Below are 16,057 nucleotides of genomic sequence, written 5' to 3' on the forward strand. Positions count from 1 at the left end.
CGAGGCCCTGATTCTATGTCCGGGAAGCGTAAAAGCCCAGGTCAGGGGCAGTGCCCGGAGGGCTTGCACGGACCCCTGCGGGCCCGTGGGCCGGGCGGACGAGCCACCCCCCTCCCGTGCGGCGCGCGGCCGCCCACGCGCGCCCCGAGGGCCGTCACGGGGCCGGTCCGGGCCGCCCCGGAGCGGGTTCTTCGGGAGGGGCGGGCGCGCAGGACCCGGCGAGACGGGACCTCGACGACGAGGCCTAGTGCTGTGGCCGGAAAGGTTTGCCGGGTCGCGGCGTCCGGTGCGGTGCATCGCAAGGCGGAGGGCTGCGGCTCGTACTGGACGTACCGGCGCGGTCCGACAACGCGGCGAGGTGCCGTGCCGGGGGCCGCGACCCGGCAAACCTTTCCGGTCACAGCACTAGGGTGGGGCGGTGACGACGAACGTGAGTGCGGGCGAGCGGGTGCTGTACGGGTGCATGGGGCTGGGCGGGAGCTGGGGGCCCGAGCCGTACGGGCCCGCCGACATCGACGCCGCCGAGGCGGCCATCAGCGCCGCCCTCGACAGCGGGATCACCGCCTTCGACCACGCCGACATCTACCGGCACGGCAAGGCCGAGGCGGTGTTCGGCGAGGTGCTCGCGCGGACTCCGGGACTGCGGGCGCGCATCACGCTCCAGACCAAGTGCGGGATCCGGCTCGGCGAAGGGACCCGCCCGGGGATGTACGACCTGCGCGGGCAGAGCATCAGGTGGCGGGTGGAGGAGAGCCTGACCCGGCTGCGGACCGACGTGATCGACGTGCTCCTGCTGCACCGTCCCGATCCCCTCGCCGACGTGGACTCGATCGCGTCGGCGCTGACGTCCCTGCACCGGGACGGCCTGGTGCGCAGCTTCGGCGTGTCCAACATGGGCGCCGCGCAGATCGCCCACCTCCAGGCGCGTCTCGACGTACCGCTGGTGGCGAACCAGCTGGAGATGAGCCTGCACAGCCGCGACTGGGTCGAGGCCGGAGTGCTCGTCAACACGCCCGAATTCGCGCGCAACGGCTTCCCGTTCGGCACGCTGGAGCACTGCCGCGACCAGGGGATACGGCTCCAGGCCTGGGGCGCGCTGGCGCAGGGCCGGTTCACCGGACGCCAGCAGACGCCGGCCGAACAGGCCACCGCGGAGCTCCTGGCGCAGCTCGCCCGGCGCAAGGGCACGACCCCCGAGTCGGTCCTGCTGTGGTGGCTGATGCGGCACCCCGCCGCCATCGCACCGGTCATCGGCACCGCCCGCCCCGACCGGATCCGCGCCTGCCGCGACGCCGTCCTGCGCGAGCCCGACCTCACGCACGAGGAGTGGTACAGGCTCTGGATCACGGCCCGAGGAATCCCGCTGCCCTGAACCGGTCGGGGGTTTTCCCCACCGCGCGCTGACCGGCCCGCCGGATGGGAGCCTGCGGCGCGGTCAACAAGGCTTGCGCCATGACGACTTACCCGGAGAAGGCCCTCCTCCTCGCCCTCGCCACGGCCACCGTGGCCGCCGGCCTGACCGCGACCGCCGCACCGGCGCTCGCCCGGCCCGCGACGGCCGTCCCGCAGCTCACGTGGCGCCCCTGCGCCAAGCCGGATGGGCCCGCTGCCCAGGAGTGCGCGGAGCTGCCCGTGCCGCTCGACTACGACCGCCCCGGCGGCCGACAGATCACCGTGGCCGTCTCCCGTATCCGCAGCGACCGTCCCGAGGCCCGGCGCGGCACGCTCGTCGTGATCCCCGGCGGCCCGGGCGGATCCGGCGTGCAGCGCCTGACCCAGAAGGGCGCCGCGCTCCAGCGGGAGCTGGCCGGCGCGTACGATCTCGTCGCCCTCGATCCGCGCGGCGTGGGCGCCAGCACCACGGCCAGCTGCGAACTCGCCCCGGAAGACCGTTACTTGACCAGCCTGCGGTCCTGGCCGGGCCCGAACGGCGAGATCGCCGAGAACGTGGCCCGCTCCCGGCGCATCGCCGAGGCGTGCGCCCGCAACGGCGGACCCGAGCTGCGCAGCTTCACCACCGCCAACCAGGTCCGCGACATGGACCGCTTCCGCGAGGCGCTCGGCGAGCGGAAGATCTCCGCGTGGGGCATCTCCTACGGGACGTACGTGGGAGCCGTGTACGCGCAGAAGTACCCCCAGCACACGGACCGCTGGGTGCTGGACAGCAGCGGCGACCCCGACCCGAAGCGGGTGGCCCGCGGCTGGCTGGCGAACATGGCGCCGGGTGTGGAGGAACGCTTCCCCGACTTCGCGGCGTGGGCGGCCCATCCCGACCGGGACGGAGACGGCCTGCGACTGGCCGGGCGGGCGGAGGAGGTGCGGCCGCTCGTCGTCTCCCTCGCCGCGGAGCTGGACCGCGCGCCGCGGAAGTCGACGACCCCGGGGGTGCCCCTGACCGGCAACGGTCTGCGCCAGGCCCTCCAGAACACCCTTACCAGCGACTCCGCCTTCGCCTCCTTCGCCCGGCTCGTCCGGGCCGTCCAGGACCCGGCGGGGACCCCCGCACTCCCGCCGGAGCTCGCGCAGCCCATCCGGGACGAGGACGCCGCGCTCATGGTCGCGGTCATCTGCAACGACGTGGCGTGGCCCCGTACGCCCACGGCCTCGTACCAGCGCGCCGTCGACGAGGACCGGGCCCGGCACCCCCTCACGGCCGGCATGCCCGTGAACGTGATGCCCTGCTCCTTCTGGAAGGGCGCCCCCACGCAGGAGCCGACCCGGATCACCGACGACGGGCCGTCCAACATCCTCATGATCCAGAGCCGCCGGGATCCGGCGACCCCGCTGTTCGGGGGCCTGAAGATGCGCGAGGCCCTGGGGGACCGCGCCCGCCTGGTCACCGTCGAGCAGGGCGGCCACGGGCTCTACGTCGGCAACGGCAACGCGTGCGGCAACCGCGCCGTCACCGAGTTCCTCACCACCGGCAGGCGTCCCGCCCAGGACTCGGACTGCCCGAACTAGGCCCTGCCCGGTCACGCACGCGTACCGTGTCCCGCGCATACCGCCTCCCGCGCGCGTGCGCACGTCGACGGCGCCACGATGGAGTGAGGACCCCTGTCCCTCCCCGGACCGTGGAGATCGCCATGAGCACGCACAAAGTGGGCCCCGACACCACCGTCCTCGCGGACTGCCTGGAAGTACCGGGGATCGGGTTCATCCCGGTCAACGCCTTCGTCCTGCACGCCGAGCAGCCGGTGGTCGTCGACACCGGCCTCGGACTGCCCGACCGGCACTTCCTCGAGACGCTCGGATCGGTGGTGGACCCCGCCGACGTGCGGTGGATCTGGCTGACCCACCCCGACCGTGACCACACGGGCGGCCTCTTCGACCTCCTCGAAGCCGCGCCCGGGGCGCGTGTGGTCACCACGTTCCTCGGCGCCGGGATCATGTCCACCGAGCGGCCGCTGCCCATGGACCGGGTGTACTTCCTCAATCCGGGCCAGTCCCTGGACGTGGGCGACCGTACGCTGCACGGCTTCCGCCCACCGCTGTTCGACAACCCGGCCACCGTCGGCTTCTACGACGACCGGTCGCGGACGTGCTTCAGCTCCGACTGCTTCGGCGGGCCGATGCCCACCGCCGACATCGCCATGGGTACGGACGTCGCGGCGCTGCCGGCCGAGGAGCTGAGAGTGGCCCAGCGGCTCTGGGCGAGCGTGGACAGCCCCTGGGTGCAACTGGTGGATCCGGACAGGTTCCTCGCCACGGTGGATCCGCTGCGCTCGATGGACCCGGAGACCATCCTGTGCACGCACCTGCCGCCCGCGGTGGGTCTGACCTCGCAGTTCATCGACACCATCGCCGCGGTGCCGGGCCTCGACCCGTTCGTGGGGCCGGACCAGGCCGCGCTCGTACAGATGCTTGCGGGCTTCGAACCTGGAGGTCCTGTCTAACCTTTGAATCGTAGGGGTAAGGGCGGTTGCACCCCACTGAACATCTGTTACTGTGCCCGCGCTTGGTGTTCATCCATCAATCCGTCCTCCCCTCGGAACGCCATGCGCCCGAGGGGGCTGCGAGGTGTCTCGTACGTGCACAGCACTCCGTTCTCCCCCGCCGAGGCCAGGTCCGCGCGAGCCCGCATGGGCTTGAGCGCGGCCCAGGTGGCCCACTCCATGGCAGCCTGCGGCACCCCCGTCCATCCCCAACTGGTCCTGGCCTGGGAGGAGGGCGCGCAGGTGCCCTCCGACCGGGAGCTCTTCTCCCTCGCCGACGTCCTGTGGTGCGAGGCGACGGCCCTGATGGGCGTCGAACCGCGGACGCTCGCCGAGCACCGGCTGGCCCGCAAGCTCACCGTGGAGCGGCTGTCGTACCGCATAGGCATGGGCCCGACCGAGTACCGCGAGGCCGAATCGGCGCAGCACTGGCACGGGGACGCCTGGCAGACCAGGGCGCTGGTGGAGGCGCTGGGACTGTCCCTGCGGAAGCTCATCGGGATCATGGGCCGGGTCGAGGAGTTGACACAGCACCTGCGATCGGCCGTCGACGGGCGGTGGAAGGCGTCCGTGGACCCGGTGGCGGAGATCGCCGTGGTGGACGCGACCAGCGTGGGGGACGCACTGCGCACGATGCACGCGGAGTTCTCGCAGTTCTCGGAGCGGTACATGGGACACCTCGTCGCTCGCAACGACGACGCCCGGCTCAAGGAGGTCGCGGCGGAGCGCGCCGCATATCTGCGCCGACTCGTCGACCACTTCTGGGAGTTGATCGGCGAGGAGGGGGAGGCGTCGCCGTTCCCCGTGGGCGGACGCTGACCCGGCGGCACGGGCACGGGCACGGGCGGGGGCGGGGGTGGGGGTGGGGATGGGGGTGGGGAGGGGCGGCCGCCGCCGACGCCCCTCCCCGCCGTCGCCCGCCTCAGCGGGCGACCGCTCCGAACTGCGGTTCGCCCGGGCCGGCTTCCCCGATGTCGTCCCAGTCGATCTCCATTGTGGTGCGGCTGGTGAAGACGTTGAAGAGCAGGTTCAGCGCGATCGCCGTGACGGCGCCCAGCGTGATCCCGCTGTCGAGCACCGCCCGGAGGTCGTCCGGCATCCGGTCGAAGAACGGAGCGACGGTGGTCGGCAGCAGTGCGGCGCCCAGACTGACCGCCAGGATCAGGGTGTTGCGCTCCTCGCGCAGATCGGCCTTCCCCAGGATCTGGATGCCGACCGCGGCGACGATGCCGAACATGGCGATCGCCGCCCCGCCCAGCACCGGGTGCGGGACCGAGGCGACGAGGCTGCCCGCCTTCGGCAGCAGGCCCAGGACGACCATGAACACGCCCGCCGCGACGACCACGTACCGGCTCATCACCTTGGACATGCGCACGAGCCCGATGTTCTCGGCGAAGGCCACGTACGGGAAGGAGTTGAGCACGCCGCCGAGTACCGTCGCCGCGCCGTCGGCGCGCAGGGCCCTGGCGACCGTGTCGGCGTCGACCTTCTTGCGGGTGATCTCGCCGATCGCGTAGACGTCCCCGGTGGTCTCCACCATGGTGATCAGGATGACGACGAGCATGGCGACGATCGGCAGCAGTTCGAAGCGCGGCATGCCGTAGTGGAACGGCGTGGTGATCCCGAACCAGTCGGTCTCCCGCACGGGGGTGAAATCGGCGTCGCCGAAGAGCCAGGCGACCGCCGTGCCGACGACGAGCCCGAGCAGGACGGCGAGGCTGCTGAGGAACGGCTTGCCGATCCGCACCATGGTCAGGATGAAGAGCAGGGTGCCCAGCGCGTAGGCGAGGTTCTTCGGGTCCCCGTACGCGGGGGTGCCGATCAGGTGCGCACCGCCCGCGGCGTCCTGCAGGGCCACCGGGATCAGCGTGATGCCGATGATGGTGAGGATCGTGCCGATGACCACCGGCGGGAAGTACTTCACCAGCTTGCTGAAGAGCGGGGCGAACAGGAACGTGGCCATGCCCGCGGTGATCACCGCCCCGTAGACCACGAGGAGGCCGGCGGTACCGCCGCCCGCCCCCGTGCCTATGGCGATCATGGGTGAGACCGCGGTGAAGGTGACGCCCTGGACCAGGGGCAGCCGGGCGCCGACCTTCCAGACGCCGAGGGCCTGGATGATCGAGGCGACGCCGCAGGTCAGCAGGTCCGCGTTGATGAGGTGGACGAGCTCCTGGCGGGAGAGGCCCAGTGCGTTCCCGAGCAGGACCGGCACGATGACCGCCGCCGCGTAGAACGCGAGGACGTGCTGGAAGCCGTACAGGGCCAGCCTGGGGAGCGGAAGCAGTTCGTCGACGGGATGCGTGTGCGTCTGCTGACGGGAGGACTGCCGGGAGGACTGACGGGGATTTCTTGCCATCTCTGCCTTGCCTTCGCGAGGTAGGTGAATGAGAGGGCCGCCGCCCTCCAGTCCTGGGTGACAGGACGAGGGCAGGCCGGCTCATGCCGAGCCGACGTCGGGCGGTGTTGCCGACACCACGTCGCCCCGCACTACATATTCATGTCCCGGATTGGCGGGACGTCCTTCGATCGACGCAACGGATCCGTATTTGATCATGGGATCCGAAGGGGGACTCGACCGAGGGCGCTCACCATAGCCAAAGGCCGTGTTTCCTCGCGAGTAACCCTGGACCGGACCTGGCGGGCCGACCACCGCCCGGCCCGGCGCGTCCCCGTCATCGCGGTGGCCCCGCGCAACCCGTACGACGTAGCCACCCTCCCGGAGTGACGACGCGCCCGGGCGCCTCCGCCTCGACCGACGCCGAACTCCGGGCCGCCGCCCGGGTCCTGGGCGGCGCGGCCGCCGCCCGAGGGCGCCTCCCCGTCCCCGTCCCGCCGCCCTTCCCGCTCGGCCAAGGCCGTGAGTACCCATCCGTACTTGTGGGTACTGCGGCCGAATGGCGCCGGATTTGATAGTTCTGGACTGGTCCGGTGTGAGAATGCTGCGGGAAGGACACGGCATGTTCGATCTACTGCGCCCGGAGACCGTCGTGTGCCCCTTCTGTAAAGCCAGCGCCGCCGACGGCACGGTGCGGACCCTGCGGACCGGAACGCGCTCCCTGTCGGTGACCTGGCACATCCCCAACTGCCCGCACTACGCCGCCGACCGCATCCTCGCCGAGAACGAGACGTAACGAGACCCGGCGATCCCAGCGAGAGACGGGGAGAGCCGGGGAGCCTGCCGGGACCGTCGTCAGGCCGCCGCCGGGCTCGGCTCCGCCTCCCGGGCGGCCCGGCGGCGCAGCGCGTCCTCGTCGGTGTCCGCATCGTAGGAGATCAGCTTCGGCAGCAGCGCCGCCAGCACCGCCACCGACGCCACACAGGCCAGACCGCCGCTCCAGAACGCCGACCGGGTACCCGTCCAGCCGGCCATGGTCCCCGCCCGGACCTGGCCGAGCTGCGGGCCGACGCTGTACGAGAGCACCTCGATCCCCGCGAGCCGGCCCCGCAGCTCCTCGGGGATCGTCTGGTTCCAGATCGTGGCGCGGCCCAGCCCGCTCAGCATGTCGCCCGCTCCCGCCACCGCGAGGCACAGCAGCACGAGCCAGATGCCGGTGGCGGCGCCGGCGCCCGCGATCGCCAGGCCCCACACCGCGGCGCCGGAGACCACCAGCAGCCCGTGCCGCCGTACCCGGGACACCCAGCCGCTGGTCAGCCCCAGCACCAGTGAGCCCACCGCGCCCGCCCCGTACATCAGACCCAGGGCCCACACCGCGTCCAGCTCGTCCGCGAGGAAGGGGAAGATCGCGTTCGGGAAGGCGAAGAGCATCGCCGCCAGGTCGATGGCGTACGTACCGAGCAGCACCGGCCGGCTCCACGCGTAGCGCGCGCCCTCGGCGATCCCGCGCAGCGACGGGCGCTCGGCGCCCTTCACGGGCGGCGCCGGACTGAGCCGCAGGCACAGCAGCACGGAGACGAGGAAGCCGACGACCGTGACGGAGTAGGCCGAGGCGTGACCGGCGTACGCCACGACCAGACCGGCCAGCGCGGGACCCATGATCGCGCCGAACTGGTAGCGCAGCCCGTTCAGAGCGGCGGCCGCGGTCAGCTGGTCGTGCGGCACGATCCGCGCCATCAGCGAGTCCAGCGCCGGCCTCTGGAGCCCGGCCAGCGCGGACACCCCGGCCGCGACCACGTACAGCGGCCACAGCAGCGGGCTCGGCAGCAGGGCGTTCACCAGGAGGACGAGAGCGAGCACCCCGAGCCCGGCCTCGGTCAGCAGGATCATCCGCCGCCGGTCGACCGCGTCGGCGAGGGCGCCTCCGTACAGCCCGAAGACCACCAGCGGAAGCAGCTCCACGGCGCCCATCGCGCCGACGGCGAGCGGCGAGTCCGTCAGGTGCTTGATCTGCAGCGGCAGCGCGATCATCGCCATGAACGAGCCGAAGTACGTCACCGTCCCCTGGTAGAACAGCAGCCGGAAGTCGCGGCTGGACCGCCAGGGGGCGAGATCGGGCAGTACGGCGGCCCATCGGGAGGTACTCACGAGGGGCCATCCTCGGTGTTCACCCCCGCCTCGGCAACGGATTTTCCCTGCCACCAGGCCCGGACCGCGTCCGCCCGTTCGCGCCCGCCGCAGCGCGTCCGCAACCTCCCCGGACGGGCGAATCCGCAGTCCCGCGCGTGGCATCGCGGCCCCGGAGTGGCAGTCATGGGTCATGCCGCCGGTGTCGCCGTTCCTGCGTACGGCCGCGTCGTACGCCTGGCGCCTGCTGGTCGTCGCCGCCGCCGTCTACGCGGTCTTCGCCCTGCTCGGCCGCTTCCACGAGATCGCCGTGGCGGTCTTCCTCGGCCTCGTCGTAGCGGCGCTGCTGGGCCCGCCCACCCGGCGGCTGGCGCGCGTACTGCCCCGGACGCTCGCGGTCGCCGTCTGCCTCATCGGCAGCGTGGCGCTGCTGCTGGGTGTGCTGACGCTGGTCGGCGAGGCGGTGGCCGGCGAGAGCACCACCCTGATGCGGGAGTTCCGCCGGGGGCTGGACAGCATCGAGGAGTGGCTGGAACGGCCGCCCTTCCGGCTGAACCCGCAGGCGCTCTCCGACGTCCAGTCCCGGGTCGGCGAGTACCTGTCCAGCCACCGCTCCACCCTGCTCAGCGAGGCGGTCAGCGGAGCCGGGCGCCTGGTGCACGTCCTCACCGTCCTCGCCCTCGCGCTCTTCTGCTCGGTCTTCTTCCTGCACGGCGGCGACCGGCAGTGGTCGTGGTTCTGCGCGCAGCTGCCCGAAACGGCACGCGTCCGGGTGGCGATCGGCGGGCGCGCGGTCTGGCGTACGTTCACGGGCTACACCCACGGGATCGTCCTGGTCGCGGCGACGAACGCAGTCCTCGTGGGGGTGTCGCTGTACCTCCTGGGGGTCCCGCTGGCCGTGCCGCTGGCGCTGCTGGAGTTCTTCGCGTCCTTCGTCCCCCTCATCGGATCACCGGTCGCGCTCGGGGTCGCCGCCGTGGTCGCGCTCGCCGGGAAGGGGCCGCTCGTCGCGGCCGTGGTGGTCGCGCTGATCGTGGTCATCGGCCAGATCGAGGGCCATCTGCTGCATCCGCTGGTGATGAGCCGGGCCGTTCGCCTGCACCCCCTGGTGGTGGCGATCTCGGTGGTCGCGGGCGCCATCGCCGCCGGAATGGTCGGCGCGGTGGTCGCGGTCCCGCTGGTCTCGGTGACCTGGTCGGTGCACACGGCCCTGCGCGAGGCCCGTCGTCCTGCACAATCTTCGGATGAGCGATGAAGACCCCTACCTCTGGCTGGAAGACGTAACCGGCGATGCCGCCCTCACCTGGGTGCGGGAGCGCAATGCCGAGACCGTGGCCGCGCTGACCGACTCGCCCCGGTTCAAGGTCATCGAGCAGGAGGTGCGCGAGGTCCTGGACGACGACGGCCGGATCCCGTACGTCGTCCGGCGCGGCCGCCACCTCTACAACTTCTGGCAGGACGCCGACCGCGTGCGCGGGGTGTGGCGGCGCACCACGCTCGAGGAGTACCGCACGGACCGGCCGGCCTGGGAGGTGCTCCTGGACCTCGACGCGCTGGCCGGGGCCGAGGGGGAGAAGTGGGCCTGGGCGGGCAGCCGCGTCCTGGCCCCCGAGCACCGCCGCGCCCTGGTCCTGCTGTCGCGGGACGGCGCCGACGCCTGCGTGGTGCGCGAGTTCGACCTCGAGACCCTGGAGTTCGTCGAGGACGGGTTCGAGGTCGCGGAGGCCAAGACCCGGATCGGGTGGATCGACCACGACCGGGTCTGGATCGGTACGGACTTCGGCGCCGGCTCGATGTCCGAGTCGGGCTACCCGCTCCAGGTGCGCCGCTGGCGGCGCGGCACGCCGATCGAGGACGCGGAGCTGGTCTACGAGGGCCGGCCGTCGGACATGTCCGCCTCCGGATGGCACGACGACACCCCCGGCTTCGAGCGCGACTTCGTCCACCGGCAGATCGACTTCTGGAACCAGGAGGTCTTCCTCCTCCAGGAGGACGGAGCCGGCGAAGCCGCCCAGCCGCTGAAGATCGACGTGCCGGACGACGCGAGCGCCAACGTCTTCCGGAACTGGCTGACCGTCACCCCCAAGTCGCCGTGGCTGGGCCACCCCTCGGGCACCCTCCTCGCCTTCGACTTCGACGCCTTCCTGGCGGGGGAGCGGACGGCCGAGGTGCTGTTCGCCCCGGACGAGCGCACCGCGCTCGCCGGCTACAGCTGGACCCGCAACCACCTCATCCTCAGCACCAACGCCGACGTCTCCTCCCGGATGGAGCTCCTGACCCCGGGCCCGGACGGCTGGCGCCGCGCACCGCTGCCGGGGGTGCCGCCGCTGTCCACCGCCTCGGTCACCGGCACCGACCCGGACGTGAGCGACGAATACTTCCACCACGTCTCCGGCTTCCTCCAGCCGTCCACCCTCTACCGGGGCGCGGCCGGCGGGGACAGCGAGAGCGTCAAGCAGAGCCCGGCGCTCTTCGACACCGCCGGTCTCGCCGTGCGCCAGCACTTCGCGACCTCCGCGGACGGCACGAAGGTCCCGTACTTCGTCGTCGGGCCCGAGGACCGCCCCGGCCCCGGACCCACCCTCCTGTACGGGTACGGCGGCTTCGAGATCTCCATGGTCCCGCACTACAGCGCGGTCACCGGCCGCGCCTGGCTCGCGCGCGGCGGCACCTACATCGTCGCGGGCATCCGGGGCGGGCACGAGTACGGGCCGGGCTGGCACAAGGCGGCCCTCGGCGCGAACCGGGTCCGCGCGTACGAGGACTTCGCCGCCGTCGCCCGGGACCTCGTGGCCCGGGACATCACCACCCCCGCCCAGCTGGGCATCGAGGGCGGCAGCAACGGCGGCCTCCTGATGGGCGCGATGCTCACCCGCGACCCGGAACTGTTCGGCGCGGTCGTCGCCCACGTGCCGCTGCTGGACATGCTCCGCTTCCACAAGCTGCTGGCCGGCGCCAGCTGGATCGCCGAGTACGGGGACCCCGACAGCCCGGCCGACCGGCCCCACCTGGAGGGGATCTCCCCGTACCACCAGGTCCGGGCGGACGGGCCCGCGTACCCTCCCCTGCTGCTGCTCACCTCGACCCGCGACGACCGCGTCCACCCCGGCCACGCCCGCAAGATGGCCGCCCGGCTGCGCGAGTTCGGGCACCCGGTGCTCTTCCACGAGCACCTGGGCGGCGGCCACGCGGGTGCCACCGACCACGGGCAGACCGCCTTCAACGAGGCGCTGGTCCACAGCTTCCTGTGGGAGCGGCTGACCCCGCGGAAGTGAGGGACGGGTCCGCGCCGGAGCGGCTCAGATCTGGCAGGTGATCTCGGCCGCGACGCGCTCGCCGGAGGAAACCGCCGCGTTCAGCGTGGCGTTCTCCACGTCGGTGTGCTCCCCGGCGAAGTGGATCCGCCCCTCCTGGACCCCTTCGTAGCCGGCGAACGAGGTGTACTGGCCGACCTTGTAGTAATGGTAGGAGCCCAACTGCCAGGGTGCGCGCGACCAGTGGTCCTCGTACGCCTTGCCGGTGTACGCGGCCGTGGTGCCCGGGTAGAGGTGATCCAGCTGGGAGAGGAACCAGTTCACGTCCGCCGCGGGCGCCCGGCCGTGCGCGGCTCCGGTCAGCACGTCCCGGGCGGTGTCGCCGCCCGGGAAGTTGACCAGCAGCGCCGGTGAGCCCGCGGGTCCCTGCGCCACCGAGCCGTCCCACGCCGTCTGGTAGCCGAGGGGGCCGGTGTTGCTGATCCCGTTGTAGCCGAGCGCGGGCCAGGTCTTGGCCGAGAGCTGGGTGACGAGCTTCGCGTTCTGGCCCATGCCCTGCTGCCGGATGGCGGTCAGCTTGCGGGCGGAGAGGCCGGCGCCCGAGAGGTCGACGTTGCGCAGGGTGCTGAACGGCAGGGCCAGCACCACGTGGTCGGCGGCGACGCAGACCGTACTGCCGCCGTGGTCGAAGGTGCAGGTGTACGTGGCATCGGTGTTGCGGCGCAGGGCGATGAGTTCGTACCCCTGGCGGACGGTGCCGGCGGGAAGCTGCTGCGCCATCCCGCTGACGAGCCGGTCGTTGCCGCCGACGAGGTGGTACTTCTCGTCGAAGCCGCGTCCGCCGGCGAAGACGGACGAGGACCCGAGGAAGTCGATCATTCCCAGCGCGGAGGCCTCGGCCGGCTCACCGCCCGACTGGAGCTGGAGGGCCTGGATGACCTGGCCGAGCCGGGAGCCGGGAGCCAGCCCGATCTCGTCGAGGTAGTCCAGGCAGGAGAGTTGGTCGAGCCGGTACGCCTCGGGGGTGAAGCTGTTGTAGCGGGCGGTTCCGGCCGCCGTGTAGGAGGCGCTGAAGGCGTCGTAGGCGGTGGCCACCCAGTCGTCCTGCTGCTGGAGCCCGGGGTAGGAGCCGTTGTTCACCCAGGCCGCGTAGTCCCCGGCGTGCAGTTCGCCGCCGTTGGCGAGCTCCCGTCTGAGGCCGAGGGACCGGGCCAGGTCCAGGATCTCGGTGTCGGTCGAGCTGATGAAGGCCCCGCCGTGCTCGTGGACCGCGCCGCCGTCGAAGAAGCCGCGCAGGGACCAGCAGCGGCCGCCGATGTGGGTGGTGTCCGCCTCGTACACGGTCGCGGCGACCGGGTTTCCGCCGGTCCACAGCCGGTGCGCGCAGCGCAGGCCGGCGAGTCCCGCGCCGACGATCACGATGCGCGGTCCGGGGGCCGCCGCCGCCCTGCTCGGGGCGAGCAGGCCGCCGGGCAGTGCGGCGGCAACGGCCGTCGCACCGGCCGTGCCGAGGATGCGGCGACGGGTGAACGTACGGGCGGATCGGGGGGTTTGCTCCTGGTGCGCGTGATGCCTGCGATGCATGTGTTCCCTCTTCCGGGTGAATGCGTGGCACTCGGGCTGAGGGGGAGTGAAGCGTCCGCGCAACGTCGTTGTCAACGGTGTTGCGCGGACGGATCGCTCATGGAGCGCGGACGGATCGCGGACGGATGAGGTGAGGGCGAAGGGGGTCAGGAGGTGCGGAGGGCCTCGACCCGCTTCTCGATCGCGGTGATCAGTGCCTCGACCCTGGCCTCGAAGATCTGCTCGTCCGTCACCTCGGCGAGCTCGGTGCTCAGTCGGTTGATGTGGGGGAAGCCCTGGGCGTCGAGCAGGCGGTACTCGCGGCTCCAGGAGGACTCGTCGGCCTCCCGGATGTCCGGGGGGAAGAGCAGGTAGGCGGCGCGCTGGCCGACGTAGGCGAGGAGCGAGTCGCCGACCATCCGGTAGTGGACGGCCGCCTCGGCGCCGGTGAGCCCGGCCTCCGTGACGGCGCCGAGGATGAGCTCGACGACCCGGAACTCGTTGGGCCGCCGGGTGGTCCGGCTGGCCATGGTCGATCCGACGACCGGGTACTTGAGCGCGACCTCCAGGGAACCGTCGGCGAGCGCCCGCAGCCGGTCCTTCCAGTCGAGGCCCTCGGGGATGCTGTCGAGCACCTCGCCCAGCGTGCGGTCCGCGACGGACAGCAGCAGCTCGTCCTTGTCGCGGAAGTGCCGGTAGATCGCGGTCGGATCGGCGCCGAGTTCCTCGCCGAGGCGCCGGACGGTGAAGGCGTCCTCGCTGCCGCGAGCCGCGATGCGCAGGCTCGCTTCGATGATCGCGTCGGGTGTGAGCTGGCTGCCCGCGCGCTTGGACCGGGCGGGAGTGTCGGATGGCTTCGGCATGGTGCGGCCAGTGTATCGATTTGGAACAGAGGGAGCGCAACACCGTTGACAACATTGTTGCGCTCCCGTTCACTCCTCCTCAACAACAAGCCGAGCGGGTCCGCCCGCCGAGCCGGAGGATGCGTCGATGTCCAACAACAGGCAGCGGACCGGGCAGCGGGCCGACACCGTATTCGTGGGCGGAAAGGTCTTCACCGGGACCGGCCCGGCCCCGGTCGACGCGGCCGTCGCCATCGGGGGCGGACGGATCCTCGCCGTCGCCGACGCGGCCACCGTCCGCTCCCTCGCGGACGAGGACACCGAGGTGGTCGACCTGGCGGGCGGCCTGCTCGTCCCCGGGTTCCAGGACGCCCACGTCCACCCGGCCGTGGCCGGCGTGCTGATGCTCGGCTGCGACCTGGCGGAGGAGCGCTCCATCGAGGGCTACCTGGCGGTGGTGGCCGCGTACGCCAAGGAACACCCCGACGTGGCCTGGATCCGCGGCGGCGGCTGGTCCATGGACATCTTCCCCGGGGGCACGCCCACCCGCGCCATGCTCGACGAGGTGGTGCCGGACCGGCCCGTCATGCTCACCAACCGGGACGGTCACGGAGCCTGGGTCAACACCCGGGCGCTCCGGCTCGCGGGTGTTGACAGCAGCACTCCCGACCCGGCGGACGGGCGCATCGAGCGGGAGCCGGACGGCACTCCCGCCGGCACCCTCCAGGAGGGCGCCGTGGACCTGGTCGCCCGCCACGTGCCCATCGCGACACCGGACGAGGCGCACGCGGGCCTGCTCGCCGCGCAGGAGCACCTGTTCTCCCTCGGCGTGACCAGCTGGCAGGACGCCATGATCGGCGCGTTCCCCGGCAACCCCGACAACTTCGGCGTCTACCTCCGCGCCGCCGAGGAGGGCTCCCTGCGGGCACGCGTCGTGGGCGCCCTGTGGTGGGACCGCGAACGCGGCCTGGAGCAGATACCCGAGCTGGAGGAGCGCCGGCGCACCGGCCAGGTGGGCCGCTTCAACGCCACCAGCGTGAAGATCATGCAGGACGGCATCGCCGAGAACTTCACGGCCGGCCTGCTGGAGCCCTACCTCGACGGCTGCGGCTGCGCCACCGGGAACTCCGGGCTGAGCTTCATCGACCCCGACCTGCTCACCGAGGCGGTGTCCCAGCTCGACCGCGCGGGCTTCCAGCTCCACTTCCACGCCCTCGGCGACCGGGCCGTGCGGGAGGTGCTCGACGCACTCGAGGCGGCCCGTACGGCCAACGGCGCCAACGACAACCGCCACCACCTCGCCCACCTGCAGATCGTCCACCCCGACGACATCGGGCGCTTCGCGAGCCTGGGCGCGGCGGCCAACATCCAGGCGCTGTGGGCCGCGCACGAGCCCCAGATGGACGAGCTGACGATCCCCTTCCTGGGGCCCGAACGGGCCGCCCTCCAGTACCCGTTCGGCGACCTGCAGCGCGCCGGGGCCCGCCTCGTCGCCGGCAGCGACTGGTCGGTGAGCAGCCCCAACCCGCTGTGGGGCATCCACGTCGCCGTCAACCGCGCCGTACCCGACGAGGCCCCCAACTCGTCCGGGACGTTCGAACCCATGGCGCCCTTCTTCCCGGAGCAGGCCCTGACCCTCTCCCAGGCCCTGACCGCCTACACCGCGGGCAGCGCCTGGGCGAACCACCTCGACGAGGTCACCGGCACCGTCGAGGTGGGCAAGTACGCGGACCTCGTCGTCCTCGACCGGGATCCCTTCGCACACCCCAGCGAGGAGATCGCCGGCACCCGGGTGCTCCGGACCTACATCGACGGCGAACTCGTCTTCGCCGCGACGGACTGACACACCGGCGCCCGCCCACCCGTCCACCCGCCCGCAGGCACGCCCGCCGCCTGCCCGCAGGCACGCCCGCCGCCCGCGCGCAGGCACGTACGCACCGATCACGGACTGCCGGCGGATCGGTCAGTCACCGGCCGGGCCGCCACCGGCCGAGCACCACG

Annotated in this window: 12 protein-coding genes; 8 read left to right on the forward strand and 4 right to left on the reverse strand. The window is 72.3% G+C overall.

The annotated features are described in order from the left end of the window. The first annotated feature begins 418 nt into the window (after positions 1-418). The 4 genes from ACZ45T_RS26475 to ACZ45T_RS26490 all read left to right on the forward strand — a co-directional run bounded on the left by ACZ45T_RS26475 (position 419) and on the right by ACZ45T_RS26490 (position 4,751). A complete protein-coding gene (locus tag ACZ45T_RS26475) occupies positions 419-1,372 on the forward strand; it encodes an aldo/keto reductase (protein ID WP_468445419.1) in 954 nt (317 codons plus the stop codon). A gap of 80 nt (positions 1,373-1,452) precedes the next feature. Further along, the gene (locus ACZ45T_RS26480) at positions 1,453-2,961 is read left to right on the forward strand and encodes an alpha/beta hydrolase (RefSeq protein WP_468445421.1); all 1,509 of its coding nucleotides are present in this window, start codon (positions 1,453-1,455) and stop codon (positions 2,959-2,961) included. A gap of 122 nt (positions 2,962-3,083) precedes the next feature. Continuing rightward, entirely contained in the window at positions 3,084-3,893 is an 810-nt protein-coding gene (locus tag ACZ45T_RS26485; protein ID WP_468445423.1) for an MBL fold metallo-hydrolase, read from the forward strand. A 135-nt stretch (positions 3,894-4,028) separates the two neighbouring features. Further along, positions 4,029-4,751: a transcriptional regulator gene (locus ACZ45T_RS26490; protein ID WP_468445425.1), complete on the forward strand. Its 723-nt coding sequence runs from the start codon at positions 4,029-4,031 to the stop codon at positions 4,749-4,751. A 103-nt stretch (positions 4,752-4,854) separates the two neighbouring features. Here ACZ45T_RS26490 and ACZ45T_RS26495 read toward each other — a convergent pair whose 3' ends face one another. Beyond that, complete coding sequence (locus ACZ45T_RS26495) at positions 4,855-6,291, reverse strand: nucleobase:cation symporter-2 family protein (protein ID WP_468445427.1); 1,437 nt, start codon at positions 6,289-6,291, stop codon at positions 4,855-4,857. A 601-nt stretch (positions 6,292-6,892) separates the two neighbouring features. Here ACZ45T_RS26495 and ACZ45T_RS26500 point away from each other — a divergent pair. Next, positions 6,893-7,066, forward strand: a complete 174-nt coding sequence (locus ACZ45T_RS26500; RefSeq protein WP_468445429.1) for a hypothetical protein — start codon at positions 6,893-6,895, stop codon at positions 7,064-7,066. Between the two features lie 59 nt (positions 7,067-7,125). Here the strand turns inward: ACZ45T_RS26500 and ACZ45T_RS26505 are convergent, their stop codons facing one another. Then, the gene (locus ACZ45T_RS26505; RefSeq protein ID WP_468445431.1) at positions 7,126-8,418 is read right to left on the reverse strand and encodes an MFS transporter; all 1,293 of its coding nucleotides are present in this window, start codon (positions 8,416-8,418) and stop codon (positions 7,126-7,128) included. A gap of 172 nt (positions 8,419-8,590) precedes the next feature. Here ACZ45T_RS26505 and ACZ45T_RS26510 point away from each other — a divergent pair, with 172 nt between their 5' ends. Next, the gene (locus ACZ45T_RS26510; RefSeq protein ID WP_468445433.1) at positions 8,591-9,652 is read left to right on the forward strand and encodes an AI-2E family transporter; all 1,062 of its coding nucleotides are present in this window, start codon (positions 8,591-8,593) and stop codon (positions 9,650-9,652) included. After that, a complete protein-coding gene (locus ACZ45T_RS26515) occupies positions 9,642-11,672 on the forward strand; it encodes a prolyl oligopeptidase family serine peptidase (RefSeq protein WP_468445435.1) in 2,031 nt (676 codons plus the stop codon). The genes ACZ45T_RS26510 and ACZ45T_RS26515 overlap by 11 nt, the downstream gene beginning before the upstream one ends. Before the next feature lie 24 nt (positions 11,673-11,696). Here ACZ45T_RS26515 and ACZ45T_RS26520 read toward each other — a convergent pair whose 3' ends face one another. After that, a complete protein-coding gene (locus ACZ45T_RS26520) occupies positions 11,697-13,235 on the reverse strand; it encodes a flavin monoamine oxidase family protein (RefSeq protein ID WP_468445437.1) in 1,539 nt (512 codons plus the stop codon). A 146-nt stretch (positions 13,236-13,381) separates the two neighbouring features. Then, entirely contained in the window at positions 13,382-14,077 is a 696-nt protein-coding gene (locus ACZ45T_RS26525; protein WP_468445439.1) for a TetR/AcrR family transcriptional regulator, read from the reverse strand. Between the two features lie 127 nt (positions 14,078-14,204). Here ACZ45T_RS26525 and ACZ45T_RS26530 point away from each other — a divergent pair, with 127 nt between their 5' ends. Next, entirely contained in the window at positions 14,205-15,899 is a 1,695-nt protein-coding gene (locus ACZ45T_RS26530; protein ID WP_468445441.1) for an amidohydrolase, read from the forward strand. Positions 15,900-16,057 lie beyond the last annotated feature (158 nt).

Source organism: Streptomyces sp. NPDC030995 (assembly GCF_055571215.1).